The following is an 18,556-nucleotide window of genomic DNA, read 5'->3' as shown; positions in this document are numbered from 1 at the left end:
ATTTTATGAATAAAATTTCAATAATTACAGTTACATATAATTGTGTAAATGAAGTAGAAAAGACAATCAAGGATGCTTTATCTTTGGATTATCCTGATTATGAAGTGATTGTTATAGATGGTGCTAGCAAGGATGGTACCTGCGAATTATTAAACAAGTATAAAGAGCAGTTTGCCTATTTTGTATCAGAACCAGATAAAGGCATATACGATGCAATGAATAAGGGAATCTGTGCAGCAACAGGAGATTGGATTATCTTCCAAAATGTTGGTGATGTCTTTGACGGTAAAGATGTTCTAAAACGCATCTTTTCTAAACAATGGGATGATACAGACATATTATATGGAGATGGACAAGTAGTATATGCTTCTGGACTGAAGTACATGAAGCCTTGGGGACCTTTTTATTTATCTACTAAAAGGCTTCATGGCATGGGATTTAGCCATCAGTCTGTTTTTGTACGTTCAAGCTGGGCAAAGAAATACCCGTTTGATTTGTCTTTCAGATGTTGTGCAGACTATAATATGATGGTTACTTGTTATAAGAATGGTGCAAAGTTTAACTATGTACCGATTTCTGTAACTATTTGCGAGGGCCGATTTGGATTTTCTGAAAGCCATCGTATGCTTCAGCTTACTGAAGAAGCTCGCATTTGCGGTATAGAGAATACTTTATATTTCAAAATTATTAAAGCTAAGAGAACTTTGGTTCGTAAGATACGCAAAACAATTAAGTCATGAAACATTTTATTATAACAGTTGATACAGAGGGAGATAATTTATGGGAATATAAAAAAGGAACTCCTATAGGTACAGAGAACGCTAAATATTTGCCTCGCTTTCAATCTTTATGTGAGAAATATGGTTTTAAACCTGTTTATTTGACCAATTATGAAATGGCTTCTTCGGATACCTTTGTGACAGAAGCAAAAAAATGGCTGGATAAAGGAAATTGTGAAATAGGAGTTCATCTCCATGCATGGAATAATCCCCCATTGGTAGAATTACCTGCAAAATATGATGGCAATCCTTATTTGATTGAGTATTCTGATGATGTGATGAGGAAAAAGTTTGATTTTATTTACAAAATGATAACTGATAGATTTGGTATTAAGCCAGTCTCGCATCGTGCTGGTAGATGGGCAATGGATGATAGATATTTTCGTATACTTGAAGAATATGGTATCTTGGTAGATTGTTCTCATACCCCTTCTGTTGATTGGAGTAAATCTATGGGTAGTACACAAGGTGGTAGTGACTATACGAATGTTCCTAACCAAGTGCACAATATTGGTAAGGTGTTGGAGGTCCCCCCAACTTTGCGTTTTATGCATCATGCTCTAAGTGGAAGTTTAAAACATCGTATGAAAACTTTAGTTAAGGGCGAGCCAGTATGGTTGCGTCCAGCTTTGGAATCTTATTCTGCGATGAAGAAAGTTGTTGATGTAGTAAGTAAAGAAACTCAAACTGATTATTTGGAATTTATGATTCATTCTGCAGAAATGATGCCAGGAGGAAGCCCATATTTCAGAACAGAGGATTCTATAGAAAAGATGTATTTGGAGATGGAATCATTCTTTAAGTACGTGAGTGAATTAGGATATAAAGGTTGTACATTAAAAGAATATTATGAGATCAAGATTCATTAGTTTAATTTTATTTTTAGTGGCGACTTCTTGTGCAAGTGCCCAAATTCCATATTTCGCTAAGACTGTCGGTTTAGGCAAGATGTATGCATATACATCAATGAAAGCTCGACCTGGTATTAATTCTCAGGAAACCTATACTACTTTTCAGTATGGATTAAGTAATTCCCTGGCTACAGGTCTAGACTTGTATACCAGCAATGGTAACAGCTATTGGGGAGCTTTGATGAGATATGGAGTCAGTTTATCAAAAAACTTTAATGTTGGTGTTCAAGTTACCCCATCATTCAATCTTTCAGATAATTTTAAGTTTTCGTATCTTACCTCTGCGTTGTATTTAAATGGTAATATTACCAAAGATGGAAATACCTTCTGGTGTGCGAATACGTGGTGGGGAGTTAATGATGGAGCGCCCAATACAATAAAGCAATGGATATATTTAGGTCATTGCTTTAAAGTAGGCAAACAGAGTAGCATTACTCCTATGTTAGGGGAAATTCATTCTTGGAAGATGGATGAAGATATGGATATGGCTGTTGGTGCATACTATAGTGTAAAGAAATATAATTTGTATCTGTGGACTGATAATCTTTTTGATTCTCACCCAAGAATAGTCGCAGGTTTTGATGTAACTATATAGTTTCGTAAAATGATTAGTAAATTAAAAAAGAACATTTGTTCTATCATTGCTTTTGCATTGATAGTGCTACTCTTAGCCGTTATTGCATTTATTGGATTAGATTCAGAAGCTTTCGGCTTATTTTTTAAGCAAACATGTATAGCCGTTAGAGGTTATGTTGGTTCCTTATGCTGTCTGTTCCTTCTGATTCTGGTGATTCTTGCAGTATCGAAGTATGGAAAAATAAAACTAGGCGGCAAGGATGCAAAGCCCGAGTATAGCAATTTCTCCTGGTTCTCCTGTTTGTTCATGGCAGGAATGGGTATCGGAATCATGTTCTATTGTCAGGAGTCTTTGTTTCATTTACATAGTAATCCTTATGTAGGATGGGTATCTGGATCTCCAGAATCTATCGCTTATTCCTTAACATTATATGATTGGACTTTTAATGCCTGGGGATTATATGCAATGTTGGGACTTATTATAGCATATTTTCATTTTAACAAAGGGCGAGAACTAAAAATCAGTTCGATCTTTCCTATCCGCTTTAGTTATGTCTTGCGTCGAGCTATCGACATAGTAATGGCGCTAGGTATTATTGCAGGTCTTTGTACATCTTTAGGATTGGGCGTGGCACAGTTATGTGGTGGATTTAAATATGTGTTTCATGTGAATGCCAATCCTTATATTCTGATGATGGGAATTTGCCTGATTGCAACATGGTCCGTAAACTCAGGTTTGAAAAGAGGTGTAAAATGGCTATCCAATTCTTCTACCATCCTTGTTGGAATTTTAGTTTTACTGGTTATCTTATTTGCCTATATTACTCATTCTGTAACAAATTATGGATCTTATATAGGAAAGGGGCTTGTAACCTTCTTTGGAAATTATATTTTTTATAACGATTATTTTAATCCAAAATCTGATGATTGGGCTGCTTCTTGGGCGGTTTTTTATCAAATGTGGTATGCTGCTTGGGCAGCTTTTGTATCCGTTTTTGTTGCAAAGATATCTAAAGGTAGAAGTATAAGAGAATTTATTCTTGGTGTTTTGATATTACCATCATTGGTAACCATGTTGTGGTTTGGTGTATATGGAACCATAGGAACAGAAATCAAGGACCTTATATTTCCTGCCATGCAAAATGACATTACAACTTCATTGTTTATTTTTATAGAAAACATAACAACGAGTCATGTCGCTTATCTCTTTATGTCAGCAGTAGTATTGATAACAATATGCTTGTTCTTTATTACTTCGTCAGATTCCAGTTCTTTTGTCGTGGCAACATTGCTTACACCAGATGAAGAGGCTTGGACAATAGGAAAAGTGTCATGGAGTATGACCCAATGTTTCTGTGCCATGGTGTTATTTGCCTGTGGAGGATTGGCGTTAGTACAAATGGCATCAGTAATCTTAGGCGTTATCGTCATCACGATTATTTTTGCAGGTATGTGTTATTTCTTATATACATTGAAAAAATCAAATAGTTAAAAATATGATAAGCAAAAATCATGAAGTTTTTAAGCACAAGCATATTTGTCTTGTAGAAGATCATTACAACCCATTGGGTATTGTAAGAAGTTTAGGTGAAGAGGGTATTAAACCCATCGTTTTGCTTTGTTCTGAGCACCCTCATTTGGTAAATAAAAGCAAGTATATTGGAGAATTGCATAGATTCGATACTATCGAAGAGGGGTATGACTACTTGATAACTCACTATGGCAACGAAACTCTTAAACCTTTTATTTATAATGGAAGTGATAACATAACATTGTTGTTAGATCAGCATTATGAAGAGTTAAAGGATAAGTTTTACTTTACGAATGGTCAAGGGAAAATTAAGAAGTTTTTGCAAAAGTATGATATTACTCAAGCAGCAGTAGAATGTGAATTGTTAATTCCGAATGAAGAATTACTCAATGTTGGTGACATGCCATCTAAGTTGAATTATCCTGTTTTCACAAAAGCTGTAACTTCAGCAAATGGCGGAGCATGGAAAGATGAAGCACACATTTGTGAGAATGAAGAAGAGTTGAAAGCGGCTTATCGTACAATGAAGTCGAACAAGATTCTAGTTCAAGAATTTATTAAGAAAGATAATGAGCTCTGTATCGATGGAATAAGTATCAATGGTGGTCAAGAAATCTTTATGCCTTACGCCTGTCATTATTATCGCTTTCCAATTGATAGTTATGGTAATTATATGTATTTCTTTCCTTTTAAAGATGAAGAATTGACGGAGAAAATAAAAAAATTGATAAAAAAAACACATTTTACGGGTATATTTTGTATCGAGTTTTTAGTTGATAAGAAAGGAAATAATTATTTCCTAGAAGTAAATTTCAGAAATTCAGGTTGGAGTTATGCATTTACTTATGGCGGTTTTAATTTACCTTTCAGATGGGCGATTTCTACCTTAGAAGGAAATATTAGTTTTGATGGATTTACATATAAAGAAAAGTTTGATGTAATGGAAGAACTTGCTGATTTACGTGATTGTAAAAAGTATTATCATGATATTTCTTTATGTAAGTGGCTAAAGCAATTTCATCAAGTAGATTGTTGCTTGTTATACAATTCAAAGGATAAAATTCCTTTCTTCTCTGAATTGTTGCAAATAATCAAACGAAAAATTTCAAAGAAATAGATGAGAGTAGTTCATTTGATTTGGAGCTTGTCAACTGGTGGGGTTGAAACCATGTTGGTGGATATAATAAATGAGCAAGTTAAGCATGCTTTGGTTTCTTTGATTGTTATGAATGATTCGGTTGATTCTGAATTAATAGGAAACCTGGATAAGAAATGCAATGTTCTTTGTTGTGGACGAAAAGCTGGTACAAAGAATCCTCTTCCTTTGATAAAGCTGAATTACTGGCTTTTTAAGATAAAGCCAGATATCATCCATGTTCATGGTGGGGGATTGGGTAAAGTCTCACTTTACCCATCCCCTAAAGTCTTTACCATTCATAACGCTCATTCAGAGCCTTCTGAGTATAAAATATATAAGGCATTGTATGCTATATCTAAAGCTGTGCAGGAATATACTAGAGGACAAGGATTTGAGTCTGTTGTTGTAGAAAATGGCATAAGAGTTGAAGATATTAAAGTTAAGGCAGATAATTCAGCAAGTGGAACTATGCAGATTGTGCAAATAGGACGATTGTATCATCCTCATAAAGGTCAGCATATACTGATTGAAGCTATGAATATAATAGTTAATGAGATGAAGGAAAAAATAATATCTGTTGACTTTATAGGAGATGGGTCGTCATATAAATATCTAGTAGGATTAGTTCGTAAATATCATCTTGAAGAGCATGTCCGTTTTTTAGGGGGACATACAAGAAAGTTTATTTATGATAACTTATGTAACTATGACCTTTTGATACAACCATCTATTTCTGAAGGATTCGGCTTGACAGTCGCAGAAGCGATGGTTGCTGGTGTTCCTGTTCTTGTGAGCAACGTTCCAGGAACTATGGAAGTGATAGGGCAAGGGAAATATGGCAAGTACTTTGAAACAGATAATCCAAGGAGCCTTGCTGATAGTATCCTACAGATAAAGAGTGATGGATGTAATCGAAAACGCTTGAAAGAAGCTAGAGATTATGCAATTTCTAATTTTGATATTTCTCATACAGCCCAAACATATCTGGCAGAGTATAAACGAATATTGAATAAGTCATAAATTTTAGTAGTAATGAAAGAGGTTGTTGTATTTGTTAAGAACCTAACAAGCGGTGGAGCTGAAAAACAATCGGTTTTATTGGCAAAGATATTGGCTAATGATTGTAAGGTGCATTATGTTATTTTCAATGGAAAGAAAATTCATGATAAATATTTGAATTTGTTAAAGGAAGATCCACGTGTCAAGATAAAAATATTTGATGGCAATTACGTGCTTCGTTTCTTTGCCATGGTGCAATACTTAAAAGCAAATCACATAGATGTGATTTTTTCATATTTAACCATGGCAAATCTTTTAGCTGTTACAATTGGAAAAATAGCTAAGACCAGAAAGATTTATACCGGTTTACGAAATGCTCGTCTTCCTTATCTTAAGCAGCTGGTTGACAAAATTGTCTGCAACTATGTTGCTACTGCGGCTGTTTGTAATTGCTATTCAGGTAAAAAGCATTTTATATCAAAAGGTTTTAAGGAAGATAAAATATTAGTTATCCCTAATTGCTTTGATAATATTTTGCCTTATTCTCCTAAAAAACAATCTTCGGTTATAAAAATTATAACGGTAGGAAGATTTGTCAAGCAGAAAGACTATGAGACTGCAATCGCTTGCATTGCTGGATTAAAAGACATGTGTCCTACAATAATGTTTAAATTTATAATTGTTGGATATGGTGAATTGGAAAGTCAGGTAAGGCAGTGGGTGAATGCATATAAGGTAGGAAGTTTTACAGAAATCTTGATTAATCCGAATAATATTCCTCAGTTGGAATATGATGCTGATATATATCTGTCTACCTCTTTGTTTGAGGGAACTAGTAATTCTATCATGGAGGGTATGAATGCTAATCTTCCTGTAGTATGCACAGATGTAGGAGATAATTATTGCTTGGTGAAGGAAAAAGTAAACGGATTCTTATGTAAAACGGGTGATGTGCATACTCTTTCTTTAAGATTAAAGAAATTGCTAGAGGCAAATGATTTAAGGGAAAATATGGGGAAAAAGTCTAAAGAGATTTTAGCTGATAATTTTGGAGTTGACATTTTTCTTAAACGATATTTGGATTTAATATAATGGCAGATAATAGAAACTTTTTTTTAGTAGATATGCCAATAGACAAGGAGTGGCCTTTATTGAAAGGACTTGAGGCTAGTTCTGGCCAAAAATGGACCGTCGCTTATAGAGAGGGACGTTTGCGTATTCCTTTCTATCGCCGCTTATGGAATTATATTTTTTTTCCTTTGAGAATTCGCTTATTTAAAAAAGTCAGTAAAATCATCGCATGGCAACAATTTTATGGGGTCATGTTCTTATTTTATGATAGATTGTTTGGGCATAAAAAGATGGAGGTCAGTATTATGACTTTTATCTATAAAGAGCGATTAGGATTGATAGGAAAACTATATAAAGCATTCATTGGTTATTCTTTGAAATCCTCAAATTTAAAAAACATCATCGTTTTCTCTCAAAGTGAAAAAGAGTTTTATCTAAAATGTTTTCCTTTCTTGAAGGGTAAAATCCATAGTTTTCCTTTATGTATAGCCCCAATAGAAACGGGATTGGTATATGATAAACATTTGTTGGAGGAAGAATATATTTTCACGGCAGGAGCAAGTAATCGTGATTATGATTTCCTTGTTTCCGTTCTTGACCAAACAGAATATAAATTGAAGATAGCTTGGGGAGGGGATATTGCGCATGGTGCTAATATTGAAATTCTTCATAATGTATATGGTGAAGAGATGTACAAGTATCTTTATAATTGCAAAATGGTAGTTATTCCTCTACAGGATTTGAATATATCGTCAGGTCAGCTTATGCTTTTGCAGGCAATGCAATTAGGAAAGCCAATTATTGTTACTAATAATTGTACAATTTATGACTATATAGAAGATGGGAAGACAGGACTGATTTTAGCTAATGAAAAGAAGCTTTGGATAGAAGCGATCAAAAAAATATATAATGATAGCGATTTTTATGATATGCTATCTAAAAATGAAATATATTCTTTTAAGCATGATTTTTCGCTCAAAAGTTTGGGAGAAAAAGTTGGTTCAATAGTTTAATCTTTTGGTTATGAAAAGTTTTATTAAAAACTTACTTGGGCTGTTGTATTGCCGAATCGCTGGCGTTAGATACTCAAAAGGTGTGTATGTAGGACTTGGTTCAAAACTTGTGGGGGGGGCAAAAATCAAGCTATCTAAAGGGGTTAAGATAATGCCTCAAGCTATGTTGGTGACATTAGGAAAAGGTATTATAGAAATAGGTGAGGACTCAGAAATTAGTATGTACTCTAGAATTGCTAGTTTAGGATTTGTTAGAATTGGTCGTTCGGTTTTGACAGGTCCTCATATATTTATAGCAGATTTTAATCATGAGTTTTCAAATCCAGAAATACCTATCATGAACCAAGGAAACCGCTTTGTTCCTAAGGATAATGGGGAGCCTAATGTCTGGATAGAAGATGGCGCGTGGATTGGTACTAATGTGGTGATAGTAGGTAATGTACATATCGGTAAGAATGCTGTAGTAGGAGCTAACTCGGTTGTTACACATGATATACCTGCTTATTCTGTTGCTGTTGGAAGTCCATGTCGAGTAATCAAGCAATACGATTTTGACAAGAATTGTTGGGCTAAATTTTAAATATTTGAATCTTTGATATGGTTTGAAAATCTTATTCATACCTATAAAGGTAATACTTTTATTTTGAAAATCTCTAGTTTTTATGAAAATAGTTGTAACAGGTACTCGTGGTATCCCGAATATCATGGGTGGCGTGGAGACGCATTGTGAGGAATTGTTCCCTAGAATGGTGGAGCGTGGTTATGATGTAACGCTGATTCGTCGCTCGAACTATGTGAAGGATGACTTGCATGAATGGAAAGGTGTGAAACTGGTGACGATTCCTTCTCCTAAGAAAAAGAGTTTCGAGGCCATCATCCATACTTTCCGTGCCATCAATGAGGCGAAGAAGTTGGGCGCTGATGTATTGCATATCCATGCCATCGGTCCTGCCTTGCTGGTGCCATACGCCAAATTGCTAGGTATGAAGGTGGTGTTTACGCATCATGGTCCTGACTATGACAGGGACAAGTGGGGATTTGCTGCCAAGACAATCCTGAAGATGGGTGAGCGTATGGGCTGCATGTTTGCCGATGATGTCATCGTCATCTCGAATGTCATCAAGAACCTCATTGCCCGTAAATATGGAAGGACGAAGAATGTACACCTTATATATAATGGTGTTTCTGAGCCTGAAATCTGCGACTATCCTGAATATTTCAAGGAATTGGGGATAGAGAAAGGCAAGTATATCCTGGGTATGTGCAGATTTGTGCCTGAGAAGAACCTGCATCATCTGGTGGAAGCGTTCGTGAAATGGAAAAAGACGCACACGGATCTCACGGATTCCACGGATATAAAGTTAGTGTTAGCAGGCGATACGGATTTCGAGGATGAGTATTCGTTGGGATTGAAGCAGATGGCAAGGGAGAATGGTGTGGTGCTTACTGGCTTTATCAAAGGCAGAAAGCTTCATTCGTTGTTGACGAATTGCCGCTGCTATTGTCTTCCATCTTCGCACGAAGGTTTGCCGATTGCTCTGTTGGAGGCGATGAGCTATGGGGTAAAGGTAATAGTGAGCGATATTCCTGCGAATCTGGAGGTTGGCTTGCCAAAGGATGATTACTTCCATTGTGGAAACGTGGATGAACTTTCTGAAAAACTCGGAAAGATTATCGAGACTCCATTGCAGCATGTGGATTACGACATGAGCAAGTATGATTGGGACCAGATTGCTGATGAAGTAGGAGGAGTGTATCAAAGGTTGAAGAAATGATGATAGTATCAAAGCAACATCAGATATTCTTTGATTTCTTGCGATTCTGCATTGGTTCTGCCAAGGAAATTCCTGGTTCTTTGAAGGAGGTGGATTGGAAGGAGCTATATGCTATCGCCCAGAAGCAATGTCTGGTGGGTGTTCTCTTTGATGGTATCAAGAAGTTGCCTGCTGAACATGTAGGGATGAAGAAGGAGTTGCTACTCCAATGGATGGCGGAAAGCCAGATGTTGGAGAAAGCGAATGTGCGCCTGAACGATGCTGCCATCCAGGTTTCTGAGTGGTTCCGGAAAAAGGGATTCAGAACCTGTATCTTGAAAGGGCAGGGAAATGCATTAATGTATCCGAATCCTTATTCCCGGACTCCTGGCGATATTGATATCTGGGTGGAAGGTGGAGATAAACGGGTTATCTCCTTTGTACGCTCTATCTCGCCTCATGAAAAGGCGTGCTATCACCACATCGAGTTCCCATCGTATAAGGGTGTGGAGGTTGAAGTGCATTATCGGCCTAGCTTCCTGCTGTGCTTCTGGCATAACAGAAAGCTTCAGAAATATTATGAGAGGGTGAAGGAGGAGCAGTTCTCGCATCGAGTGATGTTGGGGGAGCAAGGGGAGATTGCGATTCCGACAGTGGAATTCAATCTCATCTTCCAGTTGACTCATATCTTCTCGCATCTGATGAATGAGGGGATTGGGTTAAGGCAGCTTCTTGATTACTACTATGTTCTTTGCGACTTTTATAAAGTCTATCAAAATTTTTCGAAAACCCACCCGTCCTCCCTTACCCTTAAGGGAGGCTCCACCGCTTTCCCCAAGCCCCTTTCCAATGGTCTTTACACCCCCTTCGGTTCCCCCGTTTCCGGGGGACAGAAACCTCAGGGGACAGGGGATGTAACCGCTCCTCCTCGTCGCTCGGAACCGCTACGCTCTAAGGTTGGCGGACCATCAAAGGTCTCGCCAAATTGTGCGGGATGGGACCGCCGGGATGCTATTGGGGATATGACTTCTGCAACTGCTTCTACTTCTACTGACACTTCTGCTACTGCTGCTCGCTCTTCTTTTGCTGCCAATTCTTCTGCAGCTATTGATAGGGTGCAGAAGGAATTGAAGGAGTTGGGATTGTGGAAGTTTGCCGGGGGTATCATGTATATCATGCAGGAGGTGTTCGGCATGCCTGCCTCTCGCCTTATTGTTCCTCCGAATGAGAAGTATGGTAGGTTTGTACTGAATGAGGTGCTGGAAGCCGGGAATTTCGGAAAGCATGATGCCCGGAATCGGTTTGGAAGGTCACAGCTTGGACATAATCTCCAAAGGGTGTATCGGGATATAAGACTCGTGAAGTATTTTCCTGCTGAGGCTATGAGTGAGCCTTTGTTTAGAACTTGGCACTTCTTCTGGAGGGTAAAGAATAAGAAATAACGATATATCGGGCGAATGGCTCCTTATCTCCTTTTTAATGAAGCTACTTTTTTGTGAAAGAATTTAGTAGCCGATTCTTAGAATATGAAACTTTAAAATAATATACGTATGACAGCATTAGTATCAGTAATGAATAAGCACGCTGTTGTAATAGCGGCAGATAGTGCAATAACTGTAACAACTCCCTATGGGCATAAGGTTATAAATAGTGCAAACAAAGTTTTTGCTCTATCTAAGTATCACCCTGTTGGAATCATGTTTTGTGGTAATGCTAATTTTATGAGTACTCCTATAGAGGTTATTGTAAAATTGTATAGAAAGCAATTGAAAGATAGATGTTTTGCAACGATTTCTGAATATTTATCTGATTTTCTAGGGTTTATTAAGAATAACCATTATTTTTGTTCTGCAGAAATGCAAAATGCAAATATGGAGAACGAGATAGAAAATTTCTATACGCTGATCTTAAAGATAGCAGCAAATACTGCAAATGAAAAGAAAAGTTTATTTCTAAACGAATTTATTCTGCAGCTAAATAGTATTGTTGTGAATTCTTGTGAGAATTGTACTTCATTTCAGAATTTTCTAGAAAAAGACTTCGTTCAATCCATCAAGGGACATTGCGCAAAAATAATAGCTAAACATGAAGATGTATTTGGAGATAATGCTCCTCTGAAAAGACTCTTTATTAAGGCTTTTGCTAAATTTGTAGCTCATGGGAATAGTAATTTCGCTAATGAAACACAGATTGTAGTTGTAGGGTATGGGGATAAAGAAATATTTCCTTCTCTTCGTTCTGTGTGTTTATATTGGGGATTTTATGAATATTTTCGTTACAACAGTTATATTTCTGCTGGTATTACAGAAGATAATTCTGCGTCAATTTGTAGATTTGGGCAAACTGATATAATCAATACTTTCATAAATGGAATCAATGACAACCTGAAAAAAGCTTTATATGATATTTTTGGAAATTTTACTTCTCAATTGAAAAATCTGATGATAAATAATGTTGATACTCAATTCTCTAAAGATATTATAAATTCGGCAATTGATGAAGGTAAACTGGTTGCTACATTGGGTGCAACATTGGATAATATCATTAGAGAAACGTCAATAGCGCCTTTGATGAGTTCTTTAGGCATATTAGACAAAGAAGATATGGCAGAACTTGTTGAAAGTTTAATTTCTATAACTCACTTGAATCGGCGTATTACTATGTCGGAAGAGGGAGTCGGTGGTCCTATTGATGTTGCCATTATATCTAAAGGGGATGGTTTTGTATGGAAAAAACGTAAGCACTATTTCAAACCAGAGTTAAATCAGATGTTTTTTGATAATTATTTTAGGAGTTAAAGGTATGGTTAATATTTTGAATCTTGCTGAAGTTCAAGAACAGAAGCAAATTGATGAGATAACAAAATGTATTGTTGATTCTTTAATCAATGAAGTGGAAAAAAGTCTTTCTAAAACAAAGTTAGAAAGATGATCTGCTTAAAACTGTTTCATTAAATAAGTAATAACTATGTATATTGAAATTTGGGTATTTGCATGGCAGCTTTGCTGGTAGGTGGATTGATAGGTCATTTGTGTCGTTTTGGCATTGGTAATCTATGGAAATGTTTGAAGTCTCTTGGCGTGAGCATTCGTAATCGCTTGGTGGATTACTGGTATATGCTGGTCTTCCTTGCAACAACGATTTATGTTTTAGTAAATTTCAAGATTTGCATAGACTTGTCGTTTACTGAAGATTTTAATGGCAATAATCTTATTTTCCTATTTTGGCTAGTATTGATTATATTTCCTATGTTTGATAGTTTCGAAGGATTTGGTATCAGTATCAAGAAAAGAAAACAAAATAAAGAAGAAGACTTCTTGACAACTGAATACCATAATAATTTGATTCATGCTCAAAAGAAAGGAGGTAAACATGAATAATGGAATTTATAGAGTTATCCAGGAGGGAACTTCTCTTATGGGGAACCAATATCTTAATGAGGCAATGGTTAGAACATGGCTTGAATACTCATTGAAAATGCTTGATTTAGTTTGTGGCAACACTTTTATAAAATATCAATATTCTTCGTTTGCATTTCAAGTTATGAATTCTCCAATTACGCCTTTTCAGAAATTGAGTAAGTGTGTGAAGTATTTGATAAAGGTAGCATCGGTGATTTACTAAGGTTAATATGTATAGATAAAACATTTTGAAATGGAAAAGAATAGTGATTTCTTTAGTTCTCAAAGTCCTTCTTCTTACGTGAAGGCAAAAATAGTGTCTTCATATTTCCCACAATATTGCAAAATATTGCTTAAGAATCCTCAAAAGGAGATTAGGTATATTGATTTGTTCTCTGGTCCAGGAATCTATGATGATGGACATGTGTCAACTCCTCTTATGATTGCTGCAGAATGTTATCGCGATGATAGGTTGAGAGCTATTGTCAGAATGCAGTTTAATGATAAAAATTACAAAGAAATTCTTGAAAAAAACTTTTTGGAAAAATATCCGAGAGGAACTTTTGGACATGAACCTTTCTTTGCAGATCGAATAATTGGGGAATGTGATAGTGTAGAGGAGTATTTACAGAAAAATACTATGCAAAATGGTAAAAATACGAGTCCTGCATTATTATTTTTTGATCCCTTTGGATATAAAGGTATTAAAACAAAGGTGTTGGCAGAATTTTTGAATAATTGGGGCAACGAAATTTTCTTGTTTCTGAATACTAAGAGAATTAATCCTGCCATGGATAACCAATTGTTTGTGCAATACATCAAAGATATTTTTCCACTTTCTTATAATGAAGTGCGTTTAGGAAAAGCTAGCCAGAATACTGTGCTTTCTCGACTAGCTTACATTGTAGATATGTTAGGGCGAGAATTTAACTTAATCCTAAAAAAGAAAGTTTATTATACGGCTTTTCAATTTCAAGAGGAAGATATGGCTACAACTAGTCATTTTATTATTCATCTTACGAAAGGTGCAAAAGGGTATGAACTTGTCAAAACCATTTATAATGATTTTGCAAATGTTGGAACAGTTTTTGATGGCATACACACCTATACTTTCAACCCTAGATCTGTAGGTATGAGTAGTTCGCTATTGTTTGATGATACAACTGAAAACATAGACAAACTTGCAGAAGAACTATATAAAAAATATAAGGGGAATCATATTGATGCCTTATCTTTATTTAAAAAGGATCAGGTCAATACAAAATATTGTTTGAGCCATTATACAAAGGCTCTTAGAAAGTTAGTTTTTGATGGTAAAATTCATGCAGTATTTACTGATAATAAAAAGCACGAGGTGACTGTTCTTATTTCTAAAGACTGTATTCTTGATTTTTAGTGATGGCAAATTCAAAAATAGAATGGACTAATAAAAGTTGGAATCCTGTTACTGGGTGTAGTAAGGTGTCTGAGGGATGTAAGCATTGTTATGCAGAAGTGATGGCCCGACGACTTAAGGCTATGGGACAAATTAAGTATAGCAATGGGTTTCATGTAACAACTCATGAGGAAAGTTTGAATGAACCATTAAAATGGCATAAACCACAAATGATATTCGTTTGCTCTATGGGTGATCTGTTTCATGAGAAAGTACCTGACGATTTTATTGATAGAGTTATGAAAACGATAGAGAAGACCCCTCAGCATCGTTATCAACTTCTAACAAAACGAGCAGATAGAATGGCTGTATATTTCTCTAATCATCCTATTCCGCACAATGCCTGGCTTGGAGTAACCGTAGAATGCAAGTCGTCGATACCTAGGATAGACTTAATCCGAAAGCTCAATGCTTCCGTTAAATTCTTATCCTGTGAACCTTTGGTTGAGGACTTGGGAAAAATGGATTTGGATGGCATTAATTGGATTATAGTTGGTGGTGAAAGTGGCATGCAGGCAAGGCCCATGAAGGAGGATTGGGTTTTAAATGTTAAGCAACAAGCTGAAACTATGAATATTCCTTTTTTCTTTAAGCAATGGGGAACTTGGGGGGCAGATGGAATAAAACGCAATAAACATGTTAATGGCAAATTGTTACAAGGTAAAATAATTCAAGAACTTCCTAAGTTTGAATAATAATATGGCTACATCATTGAGAAAAACAGTTTCTTCTGAAATTGGAACATTTCTGTTGAACAATGGGTTTTCACAGAAAAATCCGGATAAGAACCCAATTCTGGTAAATGAATTAGTTTCCATAGTGAATTCTTTGTCCGATTATTATGAAGAAGGAGAACATCTTTATCCCGAAGTATTATTAACCAATAATATTTCGGAAATACCATTTTTTATAAGCTACGAATTTTATCGGGGTGAATTATTACCAAGGTCGTTGGCAAAAGCTATAAAAATGTGTGCACCTCTTTGTAATGAAGGCTGGTGTATATTTATGGAGGTTAATGATGATGGAATAAGATGGGGCGTAGTTAATGGTGAACAAAAGATAACGAGTTTATCCCTTTTGGAGCAATTGAAATTGTCAGAAGACAATGAACATCGTTTTATTCTTCTTCATAATATTGGGGCTAAAACGGTTGAGTTTGTGCCTGCTAGTGGTAAAGAACCTTATGCTGTTTCTTTATCCCTTAATGGGGTGGAAGATAGTGAAGGATGCTATATTCATGATTTGTGTGAGACGATTGGCGAAATACGTAATGACTCACATTTTTGTTATTTCTTGGAAAAAATGATAGGTTATGCTTTGCAAATAGGACATGGAAATTTAGTCGCAGTTTTAGATGTGCATGAAGGTGAAATTAAAGTTCCTGATATCTTTTCCGATGGGGTGCTTCTTGTTAAAGAACCTATTGATTTATATGAGTATTATATTCATTTTAGAAATGCTGACAAAGATATTACTGCTCATGAACTTTTGAAGAAAGTGTCTTGTTTGGTACAGGCAATGCTTAATCATGATGGCATCTGTTTGTTTACAAATGATGGCAAATTAATTGGTTATCATTTAATTGTAGATAACAAAACTATGACCGAAAATCAAATTGTTGGAGGTGCAAGGACTAAAGCATTTAAAAAGTTGGTTTCAGAAGATGCAATTTTTGCTGTCTTAATGAAAACGCAAGAAGGTTTAATTCAATTTAATAAGCAAGGAAATGAAGAAAGATAAATTATTGTGGAAGATAGATAGTAAAGATGTTATTCCAGCAAATGTTATGGATGTTAAGTCAATTGTACCATATTCGAATCCTACCAATTTGACTGAACAGCAACAAAATAATATTATAGCTGCCTTTAATAGTCATGCTTATGATATGGCTGCAGAATATGTTTGGAAAAAGGCTATAACAAACCTTAGGGAACATATCTTGGAATTAGGGGAAGAGTTTGTTGGAGAACTCATTCAGCGTCCAGAAGTTGGAATAAAGGTAAGTATGGAATCAGTTTTAACGGATTACAATGTTATTGTTATAGCTGAGCAATTAGGTATGATTAGTCATGCTGGTGCTTTGGATTTACGCCAAGCTTTTGAAACTATACAATTCTATTTTTCTTCACAGGCTGCTAAAGAGGAGGCTGTACTCGATGCATTGAAAGTGACAACAATTATAAAAAGTTGTGTCGCAAATATACTTAGTCAACCTAATATGGAGATTGCTGTTGACTTTTCAAACTTTAGAAATCGATTATTTGATGAAAATATCCCTGCAAAAGATCCGCAACTTATACAATTGGTAAATTCTTCCCTCTTTATAGTTAGGACTGTAACCACAATACTTGCTTCTTCGATTAAAACAAAAGATGGAGCAGTACAAGAGCATACCTTGAATAATTTTAAAGTTATACTTCCTTTGATATGGGATAAAATATCTAGTGATGATAAATGGAGAATTGGAGCATTATATAAAGATGTGGTTTCTGATGGAGACATGAAGTCTGCTGTTATGATAAAATCGGCCCTATCTTTAGTTGGTGGTTTTGATTTTGTGCCAGAAAATATCAGATCAAATACCTTTATTGAGATAGCTCAAAAACTTATAGATGTTCATTATGAATATGATAATTTCTATAAAGAACCTCGTGTGATAAAAGAACTTGCTTCATTGGGAACGATATTCCCAAAGCCTGCTATGGCACGATGTATCAAAGCATTGTTGTTGGTATATATGGGAAATGGATATGGACGTTCTGTTGCAGCCGTTCCTATTGCAGAAGAACAGTTAAACCAAGTCTCAAATGATGATTGGGTTGATTTTTTGGAGAATGTACTGCCTTTTGATGAGCAAATAATAGGAGCTTTGTGCTCATGGGGAAATCAAAGAGATTATTTTATGCAAATTATAAAACGTAATTCCTTAGAAGACGTTGAATTGGAAAATAAAAATTCTAATAAGTTATATCAGTATATTTTGAATGGTTATTCAGAGCAGATAAAGAGATATTGGATGCAGATGTAATTTGTTAGCATAGCTCAATCAATGAGCTATGCTGATGAGTTTACTTCCCAAGGCTGTTTCTATACGAGCAATGGTTTGAGTTGTGAAGTTATGTCTTCCTGTTAGCCATTTGGAGATTTCTGAGTCTCGCTTGTTGAGCAATCGGGCAAAATCCTTTTGGGTGAGACCCTTGGCTTTCAGAATCTCACTAATGCGCTCGGCAATACCGAAAGACAAATCGAACTCTGCCTTTTGCTCGGCAGGTATCGCAGCGAGGCAATCACGGAATAATTTGTTCTGTATCATAATGCTTAAATTTCAAAGGTTGCACTTTCTATGTCTGTTATCATAACATTCTCAAAAAGAATCTTCGATTCGTTTCATAATCTCCTTGGTCGGAAGGCGATGGTTGGACTCCAGCAAGGCTTTAAGCTTGGTTATATATTCTTCTTTCGATAGTATATCATGGTGAAGAAGTTCGTCCATCACATATATTATTCCTGAAACTTGAAGCCCATGCCGTTCTGCTATTACTCGAAGGTTACGATCGCCAGTCAAGAGTTTATAATCACCGTTCAATGCGTAATATAAAACTGTGCAGTCTTGGAAAGAGAGATTCTTATCTTGAAGTGACATAATCTCTGCATACTCATTGCTTTTGAAAGTTTTGATTGTGATTTTTCCTTCTTGGTGTAATTGAGCAATCGCATCTTTAACACCTTGTGTCTTTAGCTCACCGATAATAAAGTCGGTGGTGTGGATTGACAAAGGAAGCTCACAGAATCGTTCCAAAAGTCCAATATTCCATAAGTCTATGAATATATTGGTATCGCTGATTACTATTTCCATTAGGCAAGAACGAAATTATGTAATACTTCCTCTGTCGTCTTATTGAGTAAGACGGCAGCCTTGGATTCTGTAATCAAGCCACTTGACAG

General features: G+C 35.9%; 20 protein-coding genes. 18 read left to right on the top strand and 2 right to left on the bottom strand.

All coding sequences use genetic code 11. The features are described 5' to 3' along the window. The first annotated feature begins 5 nt into the window (after nucleotides 1–5). From ACQRBJ_RS13980 to ACQRBJ_RS13895, 18 genes are all read left to right on the top strand, one after another. Nucleotides 6–740: a glycosyltransferase family 2 protein gene (locus tag ACQRBJ_RS13980; RefSeq protein ID WP_445303964.1), complete on the top strand. Its 735-nt coding sequence runs from the start codon at nucleotides 6–8 to the stop codon at nucleotides 738–740. Then, nucleotides 737–1,648 carry a hypothetical protein gene (locus ACQRBJ_RS13975; RefSeq protein ID WP_445303963.1) on the top strand — a complete coding sequence of 304 codons (912 nt, stop codon included), beginning with the start codon at nucleotides 737–739 and terminating at the stop codon, nucleotides 1,646–1,648. The genes ACQRBJ_RS13980 and ACQRBJ_RS13975 overlap by 4 nt, the downstream gene beginning before the upstream one ends. Beyond that, nucleotides 1,629–2,285, top strand: coding sequence for a hypothetical protein (locus ACQRBJ_RS13970; RefSeq protein ID WP_445303962.1), 657 nt, complete (start codon nucleotides 1,629–1,631; stop codon nucleotides 2,283–2,285). The genes ACQRBJ_RS13975 and ACQRBJ_RS13970 overlap by 20 nt, the downstream gene beginning before the upstream one ends. A gap of 9 nt (nucleotides 2,286–2,294) precedes the next feature. Next, on the top strand, nucleotides 2,295–3,758 hold the full coding sequence (locus ACQRBJ_RS13965; RefSeq protein WP_445303961.1) for a BCCT family transporter: 1,464 nt from the start codon (nucleotides 2,295–2,297) through the stop codon (nucleotides 3,756–3,758). 4 nt (nucleotides 3,759–3,762) lie between these two features. Further along, on the top strand, nucleotides 3,763–4,914 hold the full coding sequence (locus ACQRBJ_RS13960; protein WP_445303960.1) for an ATP-grasp domain-containing protein: 1,152 nt from the start codon (nucleotides 3,763–3,765) through the stop codon (nucleotides 4,912–4,914). After that, complete coding sequence (locus tag ACQRBJ_RS13955) at nucleotides 4,915–5,955, top strand: glycosyltransferase (protein WP_445303959.1); 1,041 nt, start codon at nucleotides 4,915–4,917, stop codon at nucleotides 5,953–5,955. Between the two features lie 12 nt (nucleotides 5,956–5,967). Beyond that, complete coding sequence (locus ACQRBJ_RS13950) at nucleotides 5,968–7,026, top strand: glycosyltransferase family 4 protein (protein ID WP_445303958.1); 1,059 nt, start codon at nucleotides 5,968–5,970, stop codon at nucleotides 7,024–7,026. After that, nucleotides 7,026–8,018, top strand: a complete 993-nt coding sequence (locus ACQRBJ_RS13945; protein ID WP_445303957.1) for a glycosyltransferase — start codon at nucleotides 7,026–7,028, stop codon at nucleotides 8,016–8,018. The genes ACQRBJ_RS13950 and ACQRBJ_RS13945 overlap by 1 nt, the downstream gene beginning before the upstream one ends. 10 nt (nucleotides 8,019–8,028) lie before the next feature. Further along, nucleotides 8,029–8,598, top strand: coding sequence for an acyltransferase (locus tag ACQRBJ_RS13940; protein ID WP_445303956.1), 570 nt, complete (start codon nucleotides 8,029–8,031; stop codon nucleotides 8,596–8,598). Between the two features lie 82 nt (nucleotides 8,599–8,680). Then, nucleotides 8,681–9,793 carry a glycosyltransferase family 4 protein gene (locus tag ACQRBJ_RS13935; protein WP_445303955.1) on the top strand — a complete coding sequence of 371 codons (1,113 nt, stop codon included), beginning with the start codon at nucleotides 8,681–8,683 and terminating at the stop codon, nucleotides 9,791–9,793. Then, nucleotides 9,790–11,214: a nucleotidyltransferase domain-containing protein gene (locus ACQRBJ_RS13930; RefSeq protein WP_445303954.1), complete on the top strand. Its 1,425-nt coding sequence runs from the start codon at nucleotides 9,790–9,792 to the stop codon at nucleotides 11,212–11,214. The genes ACQRBJ_RS13935 and ACQRBJ_RS13930 overlap by 4 nt, the downstream gene beginning before the upstream one ends. 108 nt (nucleotides 11,215–11,322) lie before the next feature. After that, nucleotides 11,323–12,570 carry a hypothetical protein gene (locus ACQRBJ_RS13925; protein ID WP_445303953.1) on the top strand — a complete coding sequence of 416 codons (1,248 nt, stop codon included), beginning with the start codon at nucleotides 11,323–11,325 and terminating at the stop codon, nucleotides 12,568–12,570. Between the two features lie 4 nt (nucleotides 12,571–12,574). Further along, entirely contained in the window at nucleotides 12,575–12,703 is a 129-nt protein-coding gene (locus tag ACQRBJ_RS13920; RefSeq protein WP_445303952.1) for a hypothetical protein, read from the top strand. A 62-nt stretch (nucleotides 12,704–12,765) separates the two neighbouring features. Further along, nucleotides 12,766–13,152 carry a hypothetical protein gene (locus ACQRBJ_RS13915; protein ID WP_445303951.1) on the top strand — a complete coding sequence of 129 codons (387 nt, stop codon included), beginning with the start codon at nucleotides 12,766–12,768 and terminating at the stop codon, nucleotides 13,150–13,152. A gap of 274 nt (nucleotides 13,153–13,426) precedes the next feature. Continuing rightward, nucleotides 13,427–14,569 (top strand): three-Cys-motif partner protein TcmP, encoded by a 1,143-nt coding sequence (tcmP, locus tag ACQRBJ_RS13910; protein WP_445303950.1) that lies wholly within the window; start codon nucleotides 13,427–13,429, stop codon nucleotides 14,567–14,569. 2 nt (nucleotides 14,570–14,571) lie between these two features. After that, the gene (locus tag ACQRBJ_RS13905; RefSeq protein WP_445303949.1) at nucleotides 14,572–15,303 is read left to right on the top strand and encodes a phage Gp37/Gp68 family protein; all 732 of its coding nucleotides are present in this window, start codon (nucleotides 14,572–14,574) and stop codon (nucleotides 15,301–15,303) included. A gap of 4 nt (nucleotides 15,304–15,307) precedes the next feature. Further along, a complete protein-coding gene (locus tag ACQRBJ_RS13900) occupies nucleotides 15,308–16,351 on the top strand; it encodes a hypothetical protein (RefSeq protein WP_445303948.1) in 1,044 nt (347 codons plus the stop codon). Further along, nucleotides 16,338–17,639, top strand: a complete 1,302-nt coding sequence (locus ACQRBJ_RS13895; protein ID WP_445303947.1) for a hypothetical protein — start codon at nucleotides 16,338–16,340, stop codon at nucleotides 17,637–17,639. The genes ACQRBJ_RS13900 and ACQRBJ_RS13895 overlap by 14 nt, the downstream gene beginning before the upstream one ends. 18 nt (nucleotides 17,640–17,657) lie before the next feature. Here ACQRBJ_RS13895 and ACQRBJ_RS13890 read toward each other — a convergent pair whose 3' ends face one another. Both ACQRBJ_RS13890 and ACQRBJ_RS13885 read right to left on the bottom strand, forming a co-directional pair. Beyond that, nucleotides 17,658–17,924, bottom strand: a complete 267-nt coding sequence (locus ACQRBJ_RS13890) for a helix-turn-helix domain-containing protein (RefSeq protein WP_118153697.1) — start codon at nucleotides 17,922–17,924, stop codon at nucleotides 17,658–17,660. A 51-nt stretch (nucleotides 17,925–17,975) separates the two neighbouring features. Next, entirely contained in the window at nucleotides 17,976–18,467 is a 492-nt protein-coding gene (locus ACQRBJ_RS13885) for a type II toxin-antitoxin system VapC family toxin (protein WP_445303946.1), read from the bottom strand. Nucleotides 18,468–18,556 lie beyond the last annotated feature (89 nt).

This window comes from Prevotella sp. SGI.167 (genome assembly GCF_050313615.1).
Taxonomy (GTDB): domain Bacteria; phylum Bacteroidota; class Bacteroidia; order Bacteroidales; family Bacteroidaceae; genus Prevotella.
Note: the sequence above shows the minus strand (reverse complement) of the source record. Positions and strands in the feature narration are given on the sequence as shown.